Origin of the sequence: Rhodopseudomonas palustris, from assembly GCF_003031265.1 — a bacterium.
Taxonomy (GTDB): Bacteria; Pseudomonadota; Alphaproteobacteria; order Rhizobiales; family Xanthobacteraceae; genus Rhodopseudomonas; species Rhodopseudomonas palustris_H.
In genome coordinates, this window is record NZ_CP019966.1 from 2,015,600 (window position 1) to 2,032,538 (window position 16,939).

The following is a 16,939-nucleotide window of genomic DNA, read 5'->3' on the forward strand; positions in this document are numbered from 1 at the left end:
CCTTCGCTCGCGGCCGCCGGCGCCTAGGCCGAACGTACCGAGCCTAGGAAGTCGGCGACTTCCCGCCGCAGCACGTTGCTGTCGTTCGCCAGCGACTGCGCCGCAGCGAACACTTCGCGCGAGGCGCTTTCGACATGTTCGGCGCCGCGCTGCACCTGTTCGATGCTGGTCGCGACATGGACGGTCTCGCTCGCAGCTTTCGCCACGTGGTCCGACATGGTCCGCGTCTCCAGGCCCTGCGTCTCGATCGCGGCCGAAATGGTCGCGATCGTTTCCGAGACCCGTTCGATCAGGCCGACGATCTGGTCGATCGAGCCGGCCGACGAACGTGTCGCTTGCTGGATATCCACGACCTGCCGCTGAATATCGTGCGTCGCCTTGGCGGTCTGCTCGGCAAGGTCTTTGACTTCGAAGGCGACCACGGCGAAGCCGCGCCCCGCGTCGCCAGCCCGTGCGGCTTCGATGGTGGCGTTCAGGGCGAGCAGATTGGTCTGGCGGGCGATGGTCTGGATCATCCCGACGATATCGCCGATGCGATCGCCGGCGCGTGCGAGCTGCAGCACGTGCTCGCTGGTTTGCCGTGTTTGCCGCACGGCTGCGGCCGTCATCGTCGTCGACTCCTCGATCCGCCGGCCGATGTCGTCGACCGAGGCGAGGAGTTGCTCGGCCGACGCCGCAACTGTGCCGACACAGGCGCTCACCTCGGACGAGACCGACGCTGTCGCAATCGTGAGCTGGCGTGACGTCTCGGCGGTGTGGGTGAGCGAGCCCGCCGATGACTCAAGCGAGCTCGACGCCAGAAACACGGTTTCGATTACCTTGCCGACCGCGACCTCGAAGCCGTCGGCGAGCTTGTGCATGCCGTCCCTGCGGCGCTCGGCCTCGATCTGCTGCTGCGCGATCTTAGCTTCAGCCTCTTCGCGCGCGGCGCGCTGCGACGCTGCCTTGAAGGCTTCGACGGCGCGCGCCATCTCGCCGATCTCGTCGCGCCGCTCCAGTCCCGGCAGCACCGCGTCGAAATCCCCAGCGGCGAGCCGCTGCATGGCCGCGGTAGTCCGCGTCACCGAGCCGGCGATGCGTTGACCGACCAGGCGAGCGAGTGTCGCCACGCCCAAGGTGACGCCGCCGATGATCCAGTTGAGCAGTTTTCGGACTTGGGCCGCGCTCGATTGGGAAGCCCGATAGCGCGCCTCTGCGCTCGTCATCAGCGCGTCCAGCGTCGGCCGGGTGCGGGCGAACACCGAACCGAAGTCTTCGATCTCTTCGTTCAGACTCTGTTGGCTGACCATGAAAGCGAGGAAGCTCGATTTGTAGCCGCCGATCAGCGTCGTCAGCTCCTTCTTCTGGTCGGCGGCAAGATCGCTCTTGGCCAGCGCGCCAGCGAAATCGGAGGCGCGTTCGATCAGATCGTCCCCGTCCTTCTCGCGGCCCTTCTGGATGAAATCCTTCTCCAGGCGACGCATCGTCAGCATCAGCACCGACAGGCGGGGATCGTCGATCTCAGCCAGCTTTGCTTCGAGCCGCCTGGTCGCTTCCCGCAGCTTGCCCTGCAATCCGTCCTGCTCGGTGAGACCGAGCACGCGTTTGGCCGACAGCAGATTCTGGAAACGGGTGAGATAGAGATTGAGGCCCGTAAGCAGTGCCGTCGATTGCTTCGCCGCCGCGTCGCTGTCGGTTCGGCCGAGCCTCTGCTCGATGTCCTGCAGCCGGTGTTTGGCCGCCGTCGCGACCGCCTCGTGCTTTGCGATCAGCTTGTCGTCCGACGTGCGCAGGAATTCGTTGGCGATCAATCCCGCCTGCAGGTAGTCGGCCGACAGCTGCATGACGTCAAAGCGCAGCGCCACGCTGGCTTCCGATCTGCGCTCCGCCTCGGCTGCCTCTCTCAGCCCGAGCAGGCAGGCGGAGCCGACCAGGGCTACGCCGATCAAACCGAGCACTGCGATCTTGAAGCGGAGACCGATCTTGATGCGGTTGAACGGAGATTTCAGAACGTGTTTCGAAGCGGAATACAACTGACGCATCGGGTGACCGAGGTTGGTGACAGTTTTGCGAAGGTTATTTTGTTCGCGAGTCGCCATCTGTTAGTTGGCGGCGGCGCACCCATGGACGGCAGAGACCAACATTCGGTAAATCTACGAGGTGGAATTTTCAGAAGCAGAGATATCTTTCGGGGAGCGATTACTTGCGCGCGCGGCGCGGCGTTGATGAGCGCGATGGTGGTGATGAAAATCGCGGCGTAATAATTACGTCACAAATCGATGTCGGCGGCCGAAGGCCGCGTGCCGACGCAAAAACGCCGCCCGGAATTGGGCGGCGTTTGAATTCCAATAGCGTAGAGGGTGATGCGGAGAGGATAGCATCGCCTTTGCAGATTTCAACCGCGAGTTCAGCCGTCATTGCGAGGAGCGAAGCGACGAAGCAATCAGCTCGGTGTGCTGAGCCTCTGGATCGCTTCGCTGCGCTGGCGATGACAGCGTTGGCCCGCTCAGCTCCGATAGCTCGGATCGATGCGGTCGAGTTTGCGCAGCAGCGGCGGCCACACCAGCTTGGTGGAGCGCAGCTCCATCGCGTCGCGATTGGCGATCAGGCCGTGGTTCTTGTCGATCACCATCTGCTCGAGCGGGTACGCCGTCGGGCCGAGCATCTTGGTGCGGACCTGCATCGTGCAGGAGCGCTCGAGATGATACATCCGCTCGAACGCGGAGGCGACAGTGCGGCCCACGGTCAGCGTGCCATGATTGCGCAGCAGCATGTGGTTCTTGTCGCCGAGATCGCGCTGCAGCCGGGGCCGCTCGTCGTGATCGAGCGCGACGCCTTCATAGTCGTGATAGGCGAGGTCGCCGGTGACGAAATGCGCGGTCTGGTTGATCGGCAGCAGGCCGTCCATGCAGCTCGCCACCGCGGTGCCGTCCGGGGTGTGCAGGTGGATGACGCAGCCGGCGTCCTCGCGGACCTCATGGATCGCCGAATGGATGGTGAAGCCGGCCGGGTTGATCTTGTACGGGCTCTCGGTGAGCTGGTTGCCGTCGAGATCGACCTTCACCAGGCTCGAGGCGGTGATCTCGTCGAACATCAGCCCGTAGGGATTGATCAGGAAGTGATGCTCGGGGCCGGGCACCCGGGCCGAAATGTGGGTGTCGACCAGATCGTCCCAGCCGTACAGCGCGACCAGGCGATAACAGGCGGCGAGGTTGACCCGCTGCTCCCACTCGGCCTCGGTCATGTCGGAGGGGACTTCTCTCAGGCGTGCGGCTTCGGCTGGGGACATGCGCTTCCTCTTCGGTGTGGGCGCCGTTGCCCGGCGCGTTGACTTGGCGGAAGCCTAGTGCTGCGAATGTCTTGCAGCAAGCGCCGACCGGAGCGCAGCAGGCATGTGGCGGGGCGGTGCCCCAATCCCGCCGGGAAAGCGGCAGGGTCCGCAACCGCGGCGCCAACAAGTTGTTCGCAAAGGCCTGAGGCGATTGCCGATCTAGGACGGATGACGCTATCGTAACGCGGGCTACCGAGGCGCTCCGCCCCGGAGTGGAGTACAGCATGATATTGCTTCTGGTCGCCGGCATCGTCTTCCTGCTGGCCGGAGCGGCGTCGATCATCGTCGGCGTCCCGGTCAAGGAATTCAGCTTCGGCAACACGTTGATCCTGTCCGGCGTGATCGGCTTCTGCACTGGCGCGCTGCTGCTCGGCCTGTCGGCGGTGATCCGTGAGCTGCGGTCGATCGGCGCCGGCCTCGGCACCGAGGACATCGAGACCAGCGTCACCCGGGCTCCGGAGCGGACCGCGTTTCCCCAACCGCCGGCTGCGGGCGCCGACAGTGATGCCCTGTTCCCCGGCGACCGGTCGGAGCCGTCCGCGCCGCCTCAGCCGCTCTCGCCCGCTGCCGAGCCCGCAGGCGTGATGCCCTGGCAGGAGGAGGCCGCAGCGCGCGACCGGCTGCGCCAGCGGGCTGCGGCGCCGCTCGAGATCAAGCCACCACCGCCACCGCCTTCTGCGCCGCTCGACACGTCGTCGCCCGAGCCCGAGGACGAGCAGACGCCGCCGAAGCGGCGCAATTTGTTGTTCGCCTCGTCCCGCCGCGAGCGGGAGCGCGCGGCCCAGGCCGGCGGCGAGGCGCCGTCCGGCGACCTGTTGGGAGGCTCAGCACGCAATTTCGAGGATGCCTGGCCGCGCAAGCGGTCCGCAGCGGCGGCTGGTGACGAGACGCCGTCGCCGCCGGAACGGTCCGGCCTGCTGGAGCCGACGCCGGCTCCGCGCAGTGAGGAGATGCAGCAGGTCACCGTGCTGAAATCCGGCGTGGTCGATGGCATGGCGTATTCGCTGTATTCCGACGGTTCGATCGAGGCGCAGATGCCGGAAGGCATGATGCGGTTCGAGTCGATCGATGAACTGCGCGAGCATCTCGAACAGCGCAGCTAAGGCGCAGGTTCGTCTGTTGGTCTACCTTGCTGGACTGCACCACCCTAAATAGACTTCGGTATTGGCAAGGTTAGATTCGCCGCGGGGCGGCGATCTGCAAAATACCACCGAGTATCCCGACAATTTGACCAACGCGCCCGCGGCCTGCCGCGCGGCGCGTTTCGAACCGATGACGAAGGACGGCCGATGAGTGACACCCCAGGCAAGAGCTACATCGAGCTGACCGCGTCGATCGTCTCGGCTTATGTCAGCAACAATGCGACCCAGGCGAGCGAGATCCCGGCGCTGATCGGTCAGGTCCACGCCGCGCTGCAGCGGCTGTCGGCCGGTCGCCCCGAGGTGGCGCCGCAGGAGCCGGCCAAGCCGGCCGTTCCGGTGAAGAAGTCGGTGACGCCGGAATATCTGATCTGTCTGGAAGACGGCAAACGCTTCAAGTCGCTGAAGCGGCATTTGCGTACGCAGTACAAGATGACGCCGGAGCAGTACCGCGAGAAGTGGGGACTTCCCGCGGACTACCCGATGGTCGCACCGAACTACGCGGTGGAGCGCTCGCAACTGGCCAAGAAGATGGGGCTCGGCCAGCAGCGCCGCCGGCGGAAGTAATTCTGAATCAAGCCGAGAAGCCGGCGTCCGCGGTGATCATCGCGCCGGTGATCAGGGCTGCGGCCGGACTGGCCAGGAACGCGACCACGGCGGCGATTTCCTCGGGCTTGCCGTAGCGCCCGAGCGCCGTCAGGGCGCGGAGCTGGTCGGCCTGTTCGCCACTCGCCGGGTTCATGTCGGTGTCGATCGATCCAGGCTGTACCAGATTGACGGTGACGCCCTGCGGCCCGAGCTCGCGCGACAGGCCCCGCGTGAACGCGTGCAGCGCCGACTTGGTCATCGCGTAAACGGTCGAGCCGGGGAACGGCACCCGCTCGGCGAGGGTCGAACCGATCGAAATGATCCGTCCGCCCTGTCCGAGGTGAGGGATCGTGGCTTGCGACGCGAGCACCACTGCGCGCACGTTGACGTTCAGCAGCGCATTGATGTCGGCAAGGCTGAGCTCGGTGATCGGACCGACGCGGCCGATACCTGCATTGTTGACCAGGATGTCGAGGCCGCCGAGCTTGGTAACGGCCTCATCGACTGCGGACTTCAAGGCCGCCGGATCAGCGCTGTCCGCCTGAAGCGCGAAGCCGCGACGTCCTTCGCCCTCGATCACGCGCACGACCTCGGCGGCACGTTCGGCTGAGCGCTCATAGGTGATGGCGACGTCCGCGCCGTTGGCGGCCAGTTCCTTCGCAATTGCCGCGCCAATGCCGCGCGAGGCTCCGGTGATCAGCGCCCGCTTACCCGTCAGCTCAACCATGTCATCCTCTTTTTTGTAGTAATCGATATATAATTCGTAGGCGAATTGCCGGAGGTCGGCAAGCAATTTATATAGCGATTAATGCAGAAATCAGATCCGCCCTTGGACGATCGCCCCGCACGGCCACGCGGAAGGCCGCGGGCATTCGATCGGGAGCGCGCGCTGGCGGAGGCGACCCGGCTGTTCTGGATCAAGGGTTATGAGGCGACCTCGATCGCCGATCTGACCGAGGCGATGGGAATCGGAGCGCCAAGCCTTTACGCAGCATTCGGCTCCAAGGAGGCGCTCTACGCCGAAGCGCTGCGACATTACGAGGCCAATTACGAGCAACTGGTCTGGGGCCGGTTCCACACTGCGCGGACCGCGCGCGAGGCGTTGGAGGCTTTTCTGCTCGACTCCGCTTCCGCGCTGACCGGGGCGCCTGACGATCATCCGCCCGGCTGCATGGTCACGTTGTCGGCCGTGGGCAGCGAAGGACACGCCGAACTCGGCGAGATGGTGCGCAGCGCCCGTGCAGTCACGCTGCAGCGCCTCGAAGCGCGCTTGAGCGAGGCCGTTGCGGCGGGAGAGTTGCCGGCGTCGTCCGACATCCATGCGGTTGCCCGGTTCTATCAGGCCGTCCAGGCCGGCATGTCGATCCTGGCCCGCGACGGTGCCAGCCGTGCCGAGCTGGCGGCGGCGGCCCGCCATGCTATGGCGCGCTGGGGCGCATGATCACCGCACGGGTTGTCGGCTGAGGAAAAAAATCCGATCCTGCGTGCTCGATGGCCTTGCGGCGTCGGTCTCGATATGTGAATATTTTCCTAGATGGGGCTCTAGGAAAGGTCGGACCGAGATGCAGGCCAAACGTCGCGGACGGAAGTCCACCACACCACACGCGCAGGGCAGGGCCGAAGTCGACGGCTTTCGTGCCAGTCATCTGGATCTCACCGAGCGCGACATCATGACGGCCGAGGGGCTAGGGCGCGTCACCATGGACGACAGCGAAAGCCCGCTGGCGTGGCTGGCCCGCCGCAAGGGGCGGGATGGGCGGGCGCTGATCAGCGCCGAGCAGTTCGTCGCCGGCGAGCGGCTGCGCGCCGACTTCACGCGCGGCAACCTGACACCTCGCATCACATCGAGCTGGGGGGCGCCCACGGGGCGCTCGGGCGGCGGCGGGGCCGGGGAGATGACCGATCTGGTGGTGGCGGCGCGGCAGCGCGTGCAGCTGGCGCTGGAAGCCTGCGGGCCGGAGTTCTCCGGCATTCTGCTCGACGTTTGTTGCTTTCTGCGCGGGCTCGAGGACGTCGAGCGCGAACGAGGCTGGCCGTCGCGCTCAGCCAAGGTGGTACTGCAGCTCGCGCTGGACCGGCTGGCAAGGCATTACGGCCTTGCACCGCGGACGGCACAGGCCAAGCCGCGGCTGCGAAGCTGGCTGGCGGACGATGCCGCTTTCGTGGTGCCGTGAGGCGGCGGATCAGCCGCCAGCGGTCCGTCAGGTCGAGGCGGCGAGGGTCTCGCGAGCGTCGGCCTTGATCCGCTCGATCATCGAACGCAGACCGTTGGAACGCTGCGGCGTCAGATGTTCGCGAAAGCCCAGTTCGTCGAACACCGCGATCGGTTCCGTCGCCAGGATCTCCTTCGGCGTATGGCCCGACACCAGCGTCAGCAGGATCGCGATCAGACCACGGACGATGTGCGCGTCGCTGTCGCCGAGATAGCTCAGCACCGGCTCGCCGTTGGCGTTATGCGACAGCTTGCGCGACAGCCACACTTGGCTGGCACAGCCTTGCACCTTGTTGGCGGAGGAGTGTTCGTCCTCGGGCATCGGCTCGAGCATGCGGCCGAGTTCGATCACGTACCGATAGCGGTCGTCCCACTCGTCGAGTAGCGCGAAATTGTCCCTGATCTCGTCAATCGTCATCGTGACCCGTATCTGTCGGTAGCGGTTCGCTCGCGATGGAACCTGTACCGACAGATATATGGGTTCGCAGGCGGTCGAAAGCGAGAATCGCCTGCTCCGATGGTCGTGAATTGCCCTAATTGGTGGCAGTGGGCTTTGCGACCGCATCGGTCGATGCGGTTTCGGCGCCGGGCAGCTTCCACTCGATTTTAAGATCTTCCGCCGTCAGCGTGTCGCGCGGCGCGAGCGACGGATCGGGCGCATCGGCGGCGCCGATGGCACCGGTCGGTTCGCCACGCTTCTCGGTGATGATCTGATACAGCTTGCGCGCGCCTTCCTGCGCGCGATGGCCGATCACCGTCGCGGCCTGTTCGCCGACTTCGCAAGCCGCCGGCTGGCGCTTGCAGAATTGACTGAAGTCCGACACCGCGGCGCTCGCTGCAGATACCGCCTCCGAGGCGCCGATCTGCGGCAGCTTCTCCGAATCCGGTGTCGACTCGCGCGGCAGAAACACCAGGACCACTCCGATCCAAAATGCCAAGCGAAGCAGAAAGAACATCTCGCGACCCCGTCGTCCAAATCCCCGTTGCGATTGGTCTCGCAATCGAGCTCCGTCGTAGCGAAGGTCAATGAATTCGGAGTGGATCGGTTACTTACAATTCGAGTGAAATCGGCTGAAAACACCGCCGAGCCGATTCGGCGTAAATATTCGATTGACGTTGCACGCTTTCTCACCGCGCACGCTGTTTGCGTCCACCAATTCGAAACCATATCGCGGCGGTCGCTGAAACCATGCGTTCACCATTCGGGTTGAATGCGGTGCGCCGACGCGCGGAGAAGCGGCCGAACGCCATCGTCTGCGGTCGCCTTAGTGTTCGTTTAATGTCGCTCTGACAGGTTCGGCCAACCACACGTGAGGCGCCACAATGCCTCCCGTTACGAGGCGACCAGCGAGCGCGAGAAGCGTGGCAGTATCCAGGATCATCGGTGAATGTCTCGATGCATTGCTGCATCCGTCGGCGCGCTATGACGCGCTGACGACTGCACGGCATCGTGCGTTCCTTGCGCCGCGTCTGCTCGGAAGCCTCGCCGCCTTCGCGGCCTTTCCACTGTATCTGGTTTTGCGTGGCGCTCCGACGGCGCTCGAGGCAGCTGCGTTTGCGTGGCTGATTGCGCCTATTCTGGTGGCGTGGTTCCTGTCGCGCACTGGGCGCTACGAGCAGGCACACTTTCTGTCGTCGCTGGCGCTGACTGCGCTGGTGATCGGCGTCGCCGCGCTGACCGGCGGCATTCAATCTTTCGCAGCCGTGTGGCTGGTGGTGATCCCGATCGAAGCGGCGCTGTCGGCTTCGCGTCGCGCCGTGATGTTCGCGGCGTCGCTGGCGCTCGGCGGCGCGGCGGTGCTGATCGGGCTCGGCTTGTTTGGCCTTTTGCCGGTGCAAACCGCCGGTGCCGCGTCGAGCGCGACGCTCGCTGCGTTCGGTATCACCTCGGCGGCGCTGTACGCCTCCGGCCTTGCTTACGGTGCGGTGTGGCTGGCGCGAACCAACGGCGCACTGCTGAATGTCGAGGAAGAGCGCTACCGGCTGCTCGCCCGTAACATGAGCGATGTCATCTCGCGTCACAATCGTAACGGCGCGGTGCGCTTCATTTCGCCGGCGGCCGAGAATCTGCTTGGCACGCCGGTGGCCCGGCTTGCCGAGCATGGTCTGTTCGATCGCGTTCACGTCGCCGACCGTCCGGCTTACTTGAAAGCCATGTCCGATGCGGCGCGCGGCCGCGAGACCGGCAGCGTCGAATTCCGCATTCGCCGCGAGGTCGCGCGCGACGAGCGCGGCCGACCGTCGGCCGCTGAATTCGTCTGGGTCGAGATGCGCTGCCGGCCGCTTGAGCCGAGCCTCACCACGACCGCCGCCAACGCAGGCGAGACCGAAGTCGTCGCGGTGATGCGCGACATTACCGAGCGCAAGATCCACGAGCAGGCGCTCGACGAAGCGCGCGCCGAAGCCGATCGCGCCGATGCCGCCAAGAGCCGCTTCCTTGCCACCATGAGCCACGAGCTGCGGACGCCGCTGAACGCGATCATCGGTTTTTCCGACATGATCCTGCAGGACGACGTGCTGATGCTCGGCCCGGAGCGGCGCAAGGAATACGCGCAGCTCATCAACGATTCCGGTCAGCATCTGTTGTCGGTGGTCAATGGCATCCTCGACATGTCGAAGATGGAGTCCGGCTCGTTCGAGATCGTGCCTGAGCCGTTCGCGCCGCGCCCCGCACTGCTCAACTGCTGCAATCTGCTAGCGCTGAAGGCGCGCGACAGCGGGATCGATCTCGTCACCCGCGCGCCGGAAAACCTGCCGGAGGTCGTTGGCGATCCGCGGGCGTTCAAGCAGATCCTGCTCAACCTGGTATCGAATGCGATCAAGTTCACCGAGCGGGGCGGCACCGTCACCGTCTCGGCCGCGGTCGAAGGCACCCGGCTGGTGCTGCGCGTTACCGATACCGGCGTCGGCATTGCCGAAGAAGATCTGAAGCGCCTCGGCGATCCGTTCTTCCAGGCTGGAAAGACCTATCAGCGCCGCCACGAGGGCACCGGCCTCGGGCTGTCGATCGTCAAGAGCTTGGTGCGGATGCACGGCGGCGAGATCGAGGTGCAGAGCCAGATCGATTGCGGTACCACCGTTACGGTGTCGCTGCCGTTGGCATTGCCGGCAGCGAGCAACGTGACGACGTTGAACCCGGCGATGCCGGCAGACTCGCCGGCGACAGACTACCAGGTGAAGAAGAGTGCCTAAGACGCGAAAGGACGATGCACCGCGGCGTCGCGGTGCGGCGGCAGCCGTTGCGGACAGCGAGGAGCGTGGATTTGCGATGCGGCTGATGCTGTCGAGCCCGAAGGATTTCGTCGCGGCGATGTTCGCCTCGGCCGCAGTGATCGCGATCGTGACCAATGCGATCTTCATGCAGGCCGGCCAGCACCCATCGCCGATGTTCGGCAAGGCGGCGCCGTCGGCGTCGGTTTCGATCGTCACGTTGCCGCGTCCGCGCCCGGTCGACGCCGAGGCGCGTGCCGACACCAAGGTGCTCGATCAGAAGCTGCTCGAACCGACCGTGACCGAGCTGAAGCCGTCCGAAACCAAGGTCGAGTCCAGGCCGGTCGAAGCCGCCAAGCCGGTGGAGGCGCGGCCGGTCGAGGTGCGCCCCGTCGAGGCGAAGGCCGCTGACACGCGTCGGCCGGACGCGCGTCCGGTGCGCGGCCGTGCCGAAGCCGAAGATCCGCTCGGCAATCTGGTGCGCGCCACCGCGCCGCATAGCGCTGCCTCGTCGGTCAATGCGCCGCGGCCGCCGGCTGCGATCCCGAGTGGTGCTAGCGAGGCCGCCGCTCCGTCGTCCCGCCGTGTCGCTTCGGTGCAGCGCGCGCTGACGCAATATGGCTATGGCCAGCTCAAGCCGACCGGCACCGCTGGCTCCGACACCCAAGCCGCCATCGCTCGCTTCGAACGCTCGCGCAACCTGCCGGTCACGGGGCAGATCTCCGACCGCGTCGTCCGCGAGCTTGGACTGATGATCGGCCATCCGATCGACTAGTGCTAAGTCGACAGCGGCCGTCTGCCCGAAAGACACCGCTGTCGCTTCTCTTGATTTTGGGTGGACGTAGGCCTCGACGTCTCTGACGGGCGATCACCGCTTCCGATTTGCGCCAATCCCAAAATCCTCTACAAGCCACCCCATGAGACTGAAGAGTGCGATTTGGGTGTCGGCTTACTTGCGGCGCTGCCAGACCGAGGGCGTGTTCGGCGCGGTGCGCCGGCGTGGGGCCGAGGACGCGGGAGCGGTGTTCGTCAAGGTCGCGACCTTGGACGGACAAGCGATGCTGTACGTTCCGGCGCCACAGACCGCATACGACGACGAGCGCCCATTCGAGCGTGTGTTCGTGCCGGCGTCGCAGGCGCCCCAACCCGAAGCCGACGTCGAGGCGCGTCTCGCCAAGGAAATCCGGTTCGATCCCGACGTCTGGATCGTCGAAACCGAAGATCGCGCCGGGCGGCACTTTCTCGATCTGGCGAAGTAATCGGCGCTGTTCTGCCGCGTCATGCCGGGCTCGGCCTTGGCATCCACGTGTTGGGAGAAGCCGTGGATGGCCGCGGTACCGCCGGCCATGACGAGTATTACGAACTAAACGACTTCCAATGAAGCGCGCTAACCGCGCGTCGTGCCGGTGCGTGGCGTCCAAATGGCGCCAGGCTGGACCGCAGGGCGGGCCTGTGGCGTTGCGCTGCGGGCGCGCTGCCGTTCATCGTCGTAAAGTGCCGCGCGATACTTGGCGCGCGTGGAAGCGACGGTGGCACCGCGCCAAGCCGCCAGCATGATCAGCGCCGCGCGTTCGCTCAAGCGATCGTACAGCCGCGACAGCCGGTAAACCCACTCGACCGACGAGCCTTTGACCGGGTCAAGGAACATCAGTACCTGCTCGAACACTTGGCTCTTGATCCCCAGTGCCTTCAGGGCGCAGGCGAGCGCTTCGCCGCCTTCATCGAACACGACGCGCTCGGCCGTCGGGGCCGTGAGCAGCAGTGCGTCACCGAGTTCGGCGGTGAAGTTCTCGACGTCGGACACATAGGCCGCCATGTGGAGTACTTCGATCGCCCGCATCGCCCGCGGCAGATGAATCCGCGCCGCCGGGCGCAGTGGCGTCTCGGCAAGATTGTATAGGATCTGCGTCCGCTCCTGCGAACTCGCCGAGAAGAACATCTCCGACAGCTGCGCAGCGTCTTCCGGCTGCATCGACAGGCTGGACGCGCGCTGTTCGGCTTCGGTCGGAATACGCGGCGCCGGCCGCGCAGGAGCTGCGGTATCAACCGGGGGGATCGGTGCGGCTAAAGGCACGCGCTGATCGGTTGAGGGCGATAGCGACAGCCGCAGCGCGATCGCGCGCGGGGTATGCGGATAGATCGACAGCCGGGCGCGTACCACCGCGCGGGTCGCATCGTCGACCTCATCGATCAGCCGCGATGTCAGCTCGACGAACTGCCGCTCTTCCTCGTCAGTGTGCGACGGGCTCTGCACATACAGATCGGTCAGCACCCTGAGCAGCGTCGGGCGAATGTCGACGCCTTCGCGGCGCGACAGCGACATCAGCCCGTCGTATCCGGGAAAGGGTGTGAACGTTGTCATGGCGGCGCAAAATGGTACGAGTTACCGGAAGCTTAGCCCCGCCGCTTTAACAGCCAGTTAAGCTCAACGGTTTGTTAAGCAGGTCGGAGACGCAAGAACGGGCGCTTGAAGCGCCCGTCTATCGAAGTCACAATTTTGGTAGCAGCCGCTGCTAATCGACGGTGCGGATCACGTTGGCGATCGGCTTTGCGGTCGAAGCGGTCGGTTGCGCCGGCGCGACCTGGGCGTCGTACTCCGGTAGCGTGGTCACCCGGTCCTTGGCGGTGATGAACACGATCTTGTAACCGCCGGCCTTGAGCTGCGCGAGCAGCTCGGGCAGGGCCTGCGCGGTCGACTTCTGGAAGTCGTGCATCAGCAGGATGCCTTTGCCGGCCTTCTTGAGCTTGGCCATCACGCCGTTGATCAGCTGATCCGGCTTGTGAATCCGGAAGTCTTCGGAGTCGACGTCGATCGAGAACGTCGCGATGTTGCGCTCGCCAAGATACGCCTTCAGCTCCGGTGTCTGTCGCAGCTGGGGGAAGCGGAAGAACGGCGCCGTCGGCTGACCTGCGGACTGCACCACGCCGCTGATGCCCTTCTCGATTTCGTTCTTGGCTTCGGCGAACGGCTTGCTGGCGAGATTGACGTGTGACCAGGTGTGCGAACCGACGGTGTGGCCGGCGGCGATCACCTGCTTGAGGATCGCCGGGTGCCAGCTCGCATGCTTGCCGATCGGGAAGAACACCGCCTTGACGCATTGCGCCTCCAGCGCTGCCAGCACCGCGGGGGTATTTACCGGCCACGGGCCATCGTCAAAGGTCAGGGCGACTTCGCCGGGCTGCAGGAAGTCATAGTCGCGATATTGCGACATGCCGAGGCCCGGGCCGCCTGAGGTGTCGATCTCGACGGTGCGCGAGATGCCCAGCGCGTTCGGATTGCTGCAGACCTGCCGCACCGGGGCCGGCGCCGGAGTCGGCAGCGCCGCGGGCTTGGCGGTCATCGCGGGATCAGCGGCGGTCGCGCGGGCTGGCTGGATGTTGGGGGCAGGGCTCTGCGCTGCACGGGGAGGCGTGCCGCCGGGCGTGGGCCAACGCGCAGCAATCGTGCCGGTGGTGATTTCTTCCGAAGCGGACGGAGCGCGGGCGGCGTCGAGCTTGGAAGGGGTGAGGGTGAACCACGCGCGGCCGGCGCCGAGCCCGACCAGGACAGCCAGCGTGCTACAGCCGGCTGCCAGCACCGCAAATTTACGCATCGTCAACTCCCACACATACTAGCCGCTTGCCCCAGCGAACTTGGTCGCAAATTGGTTAAGCAGCGGTATGCAATTTGAGCTATCTGCGCGGTTTGATGCGTTTGCGTTGCGATTTGGTGGCGCGAGGTTTGCCGGCTTTGCCGCGCGAAGCATGGGCGACAGGCCGTGATCGCGCGGTTGGCCGCTCGGCGGTGTCCGCCGGCTGGGCCTGGGCGAAGGACTGCCGCAGGCTGTCGAGATTGGTGCCGATCTCTCCGACCTGTTCCGACAGTTTCTTGGTCTCGCTGCGCTGGGCGGCGACCAGCCTTTCGATCTGCGCAAGCTGATCCTGCAGCGCCTGCAGTTGGTCGATCGATTGCTGCTGCGTCAGCTCCAGCCCCTTGGTGCGCTCCACCAGCTGTTCGGAGGTCTGCGCGACTCGGGCCTGCACCTGACGGCCGGCGGCGACTCGTTCCTGTTCAGGGCTGGTGCCGGTCGCAATGCGCCACAGAAAGATGGTGCCGATCCCGGCGATGATCAGCAGCAGGGCTGCGGCCGCAATCGCGATCGGCTGGGGGCCGAGGGCGGGGAAGCGACTAGCGCGCAGATCGGATGGCGGAATCTCGATCATGGAGGTCACAAGCCTCACGTCGACGTCAAGTTCCCGTCCCCAGGGGCTTCAAAGCTATCACCCCACCCGTGACGGTTGCAACCGCCGACGGCTCCGCCATTAACAGTGCATTAACCATAACGGCTCCTTAATGCGACGCACCGTGATCGGGTCGCAGGAAAGGACGCGGAGAGACCGGTATGGGCACCATCATTGAATTTCCGGCGGATGCGGCATCGCGGCGGCCGGGCTCGCCCATGGTCGCGCCGTCCGATCACACCGCCACCGTGACCATCCTCCCGGTGATCCGGATCGAGCGTCACGTCGATGCCGGCAGCGACGGCGGGCCCAAACAGGGCGATGCGCCCGGCCGGCGTCGCCGCCGCCGCGCCCGCTCCTGAACCGAAGAAGTTCATCGATGTCCGCGGTCGGCCGTCCGGTCCTGATCCGGGGCAGGGCCGCCCGAACGGTTCTGCTCCTTCCCACCCTTGCGGCTGTCTTGCTCGGCGGCTGTGCTGGCGGTGATTTCGGACGCACGAGGCGCGACTTCGTCACCGACGACATGCATCGCTGGATTGGCGCCGAAGCCACCGGCAGCATCGGCCTGCAAGCGTCGGCGTTTCAGTTGACCGACCAAGAGCGCAACATGCGCGACATGGCGTATCCGCTGATCGAAGCGCCGCATGCACGCCCCGCATGGAAGAGCGTGTTCGGTGATTACCAGCCGATCGCAGCGCCGTGGCGGCAGCAGCCGCCGTTTGATCGCACCGCCTACGGCAAGCTGCTGATCGATGAGCCGCATCGCTCGCACTCCTCCCGCTACAACGAGCTGATCCAGGACGTCCGCAACGACCTGACGATGATCGAGCCGTTTCAGTTCACCGCGGCGCGGGTGCTCGAACTCGATCAGAAACGCAACGCGAGCCTAAAATACATCGCCGATCTGTCGCCAAATGAGCGCGCGGACGCAGTGGCGCGGATGGAAGAGAATTCTCTGATCGTGCAGTGGGTGCAGCAGTGCCTGCGCCGGCGCGCGTCGTCGTATCGCTGGGCGCTGGAGCGTTTGGTGATCATGGCGCCCGACGGCATCGCCGCCGACGCCGACCGCCTGATTGCCGAATTGGAATTGCAGGCCGCCAATCTCGGCCAGTTGGCCAAGCCCGCTGCACCGCAAAGCGGGGCAGTCGTGCGGAAGGGCTGAGTCGCACGTAGTTCACACGAGTGATGGGCCGATATCGCGCCGCATCATTCGATGGCGATGTCGCATATCTGCGACTGTCTCCCAGCTTCTCTACGCAAGACCGAACTTCCTCCCGCGAACCAATCTGCGCGTCGCTTTTGGAGGAAGCGTTGATGATCGACTCTCTTGAACCGCAGGTGACGACTGCCGACGGATTGAGCGTGCCGGACGGCGCGCCTGAACTCGCACAAGCGCAGCGGACAGTTTGGCGCCTGGCTCACATCGACTTCCCGTGGGACATCAACAAGGCGCTGGAATTTGCGCTGCTACGCACCTACGCGGTGCCGTCGATTTCAGGCCTGCTGGCGCGGACCGGTGAATTCTCCGAGCGCGTGTCGAAGCGATACGACGACACCGCACTTCTGATCCGCGAGGTACTGCGCAACGGCCTCGACAGCGATCGCGCGCGCCGCTCGTTCGCGCGTATCAATGCGATGCACGGACGATATCGCATCGCCACGGACGACTACCTCTACGTTCTGTCGACCTTCGTGTTTTCGCCGATCGACTGGGTCGGCCGCTTTGGTCATCGGCCGATGACCGAGACCGAGCAGCATCTGTGGTTCGTCTATTGGAACGAGTTCGGTCGCCGGATGGGCATCGATGGCCTCTATCCGGACATCCACTCGTTTCGCGCGTTCGCAGACGAGTTCGAGCGTACGCGGTTCGTCTATGCGGAGTCGAACCGGCTGATCTCCGAACGCACGATCGATCTCGTGCTGTCGGATTACTTCGTGCCGCGGATTCTGCATCGCGGCGGACGGCAGGTCGCGCTGGCCATCACCGACCGGCCGTTGGTCGAGGCATTAGGGTTCACCTATCCGTCGGCGCCGCTGCGCGTGCTCGCGCTCGGCGGGCTCGGACTGCGCCGTGCGATCCTGAAGCTGCTGCCGAAGCGTCGGGCACCGAAGTGGCAGGAGATCGGCGGCCGCACCTATCCGGAAGGCTACAATATCGAGGAGCTGGGCACGTTCCCGCGCACCAAGGGCGCCTGACGGCATTGTGCCACGCGTGGTTCGACAAACAAGGTGGCGCCGCGAGCGAGGGCGCGGTTCGCG

General features: G+C 65.3%; 18 protein-coding genes. 10 read left to right on the forward strand and 8 right to left on the reverse strand.

Features of this window, described 5'->3' with window-relative positions:
- Positions 1–23: 23 nt before the first annotated feature.
- Positions 24–2,021 (reverse strand): methyl-accepting chemotaxis protein, encoded by a 1,998-nt coding sequence (locus tag RPPS3_RS09280; protein ID WP_107343819.1) that lies wholly within the window; start codon positions 2,019–2,021, stop codon positions 24–26.
- A 464-nt stretch (positions 2,022–2,485) separates the two neighbouring features.
- On the reverse strand, positions 2,486–3,268 hold the full coding sequence (locus RPPS3_RS09285) for a class II aldolase/adducin family protein (protein ID WP_107343820.1): 783 nt from the start codon (positions 3,266–3,268) through the stop codon (positions 2,486–2,488).
- Positions 3,269–3,534: 266 nt separating this feature from the next.
- Between RPPS3_RS09285 and RPPS3_RS09290 the strand changes: the two genes are divergently transcribed.
- Both RPPS3_RS09290 and RPPS3_RS09295 read left to right on the forward strand, forming a co-directional pair.
- A complete protein-coding gene (locus RPPS3_RS09290; protein WP_107346523.1) occupies positions 3,535–4,413 on the forward strand; it encodes a DUF2892 domain-containing protein in 879 nt (292 codons plus the stop codon).
- Between the two features lie 186 nt (positions 4,414–4,599).
- Positions 4,600–5,016, forward strand: a complete 417-nt coding sequence (locus RPPS3_RS09295; RefSeq protein WP_011157358.1) for a MucR family transcriptional regulator — start codon at positions 4,600–4,602, stop codon at positions 5,014–5,016.
- Between the two features lie 7 nt (positions 5,017–5,023).
- Here RPPS3_RS09295 and RPPS3_RS09300 read toward each other — a convergent pair whose 3' ends face one another.
- A complete protein-coding gene (locus RPPS3_RS09300) occupies positions 5,024–5,764 on the reverse strand; it encodes a 3-oxoacyl-ACP reductase family protein (protein ID WP_107346524.1) in 741 nt (246 codons plus the stop codon).
- An 81-nt stretch (positions 5,765–5,845) separates the two neighbouring features.
- On the opposite strand from RPPS3_RS09300, the gene RPPS3_RS09305 reads away from it, so the two are divergent.
- Both RPPS3_RS09305 and RPPS3_RS09310 read left to right on the forward strand, forming a co-directional pair.
- Positions 5,846–6,478 carry a TetR/AcrR family transcriptional regulator gene (locus tag RPPS3_RS09305; protein WP_107343821.1) on the forward strand — a complete coding sequence of 211 codons (633 nt, stop codon included), beginning with the start codon at positions 5,846–5,848 and terminating at the stop codon, positions 6,476–6,478.
- A gap of 121 nt (positions 6,479–6,599) precedes the next feature.
- The gene (locus RPPS3_RS09310) at positions 6,600–7,211 is read left to right on the forward strand and encodes a DUF6456 domain-containing protein (protein ID WP_107343822.1); all 612 of its coding nucleotides are present in this window, start codon (positions 6,600–6,602) and stop codon (positions 7,209–7,211) included.
- 27 nt (positions 7,212–7,238) lie between these two features.
- On the opposite strand, the gene RPPS3_RS09315 is transcribed toward RPPS3_RS09310, so the two are convergent.
- Positions 7,239–7,667, reverse strand: coding sequence for a SufE family protein (locus tag RPPS3_RS09315; RefSeq protein WP_107343823.1), 429 nt, complete (start codon positions 7,665–7,667; stop codon positions 7,239–7,241).
- 115 nt (positions 7,668–7,782) lie between these two features.
- Entirely contained in the window at positions 7,783–8,205 is a 423-nt protein-coding gene (locus RPPS3_RS09320; protein WP_107343824.1) for a DUF5330 domain-containing protein, read from the reverse strand.
- 406 nt (positions 8,206–8,611) lie between these two features.
- On the opposite strand from RPPS3_RS09320, the gene RPPS3_RS09325 reads away from it, so the two are divergent.
- The 3 genes from RPPS3_RS09325 to RPPS3_RS09335 all read left to right on the forward strand — a co-directional run bounded on the left by RPPS3_RS09325 (position 8,612) and on the right by RPPS3_RS09335 (position 11,718).
- A complete protein-coding gene (locus RPPS3_RS09325; protein ID WP_107343825.1) occupies positions 8,612–10,441 on the forward strand; it encodes a PAS domain-containing sensor histidine kinase in 1,830 nt (609 codons plus the stop codon).
- Positions 10,434–11,234, forward strand: a complete 801-nt coding sequence (locus RPPS3_RS09330) for a peptidoglycan-binding domain-containing protein (protein ID WP_199852202.1) — start codon at positions 10,434–10,436, stop codon at positions 11,232–11,234. The genes RPPS3_RS09325 and RPPS3_RS09330 overlap by 8 nt, the downstream gene beginning before the upstream one ends.
- 142 nt (positions 11,235–11,376) lie before the next feature.
- Positions 11,377–11,718 (forward strand): DUF1491 family protein, encoded by a 342-nt coding sequence (locus RPPS3_RS09335; protein WP_107343827.1) that lies wholly within the window; start codon positions 11,377–11,379, stop codon positions 11,716–11,718.
- A gap of 128 nt (positions 11,719–11,846) precedes the next feature.
- Here the strand turns inward: RPPS3_RS09335 and RPPS3_RS09340 are convergent, their stop codons facing one another.
- The 3 genes from RPPS3_RS09340 to RPPS3_RS09350 all read right to left on the reverse strand — a co-directional run bounded on the left by RPPS3_RS09340 (position 11,847) and on the right by RPPS3_RS09350 (position 14,662).
- On the reverse strand, positions 11,847–12,821 hold the full coding sequence (locus tag RPPS3_RS09340; RefSeq protein ID WP_107343828.1) for a DUF2336 domain-containing protein: 975 nt from the start codon (positions 12,819–12,821) through the stop codon (positions 11,847–11,849).
- 151 nt (positions 12,822–12,972) lie between these two features.
- Positions 12,973–14,052 carry a polysaccharide deacetylase family protein gene (locus tag RPPS3_RS09345; protein WP_107346525.1) on the reverse strand — a complete coding sequence of 360 codons (1,080 nt, stop codon included), beginning with the start codon at positions 14,050–14,052 and terminating at the stop codon, positions 12,973–12,975.
- 79 nt (positions 14,053–14,131) lie between these two features.
- Complete coding sequence (locus RPPS3_RS09350) at positions 14,132–14,662, reverse strand: hypothetical protein (protein ID WP_107343829.1); 531 nt, start codon at positions 14,660–14,662, stop codon at positions 14,132–14,134.
- Between the two features lie 179 nt (positions 14,663–14,841).
- Here RPPS3_RS09350 and RPPS3_RS09355 point away from each other — a divergent pair, with 179 nt between their 5' ends.
- The 3 genes from RPPS3_RS09355 to RPPS3_RS09365 all read left to right on the forward strand — a co-directional run bounded on the left by RPPS3_RS09355 (position 14,842) and on the right by RPPS3_RS09365 (position 16,876).
- A complete protein-coding gene (locus RPPS3_RS09355; RefSeq protein WP_107343830.1) occupies positions 14,842–15,042 on the forward strand; it encodes a hypothetical protein in 201 nt (66 codons plus the stop codon).
- Between the two features lie 17 nt (positions 15,043–15,059).
- The gene (locus tag RPPS3_RS09360) at positions 15,060–15,842 is read left to right on the forward strand and encodes a hypothetical protein (RefSeq protein WP_107343831.1); all 783 of its coding nucleotides are present in this window, start codon (positions 15,060–15,062) and stop codon (positions 15,840–15,842) included.
- A 152-nt stretch (positions 15,843–15,994) separates the two neighbouring features.
- Positions 15,995–16,876, forward strand: a complete 882-nt coding sequence (locus tag RPPS3_RS09365) for an oxygenase MpaB family protein (protein WP_107346526.1) — start codon at positions 15,995–15,997, stop codon at positions 16,874–16,876.
- Positions 16,877–16,939: the final 63 nt, after the last annotated feature.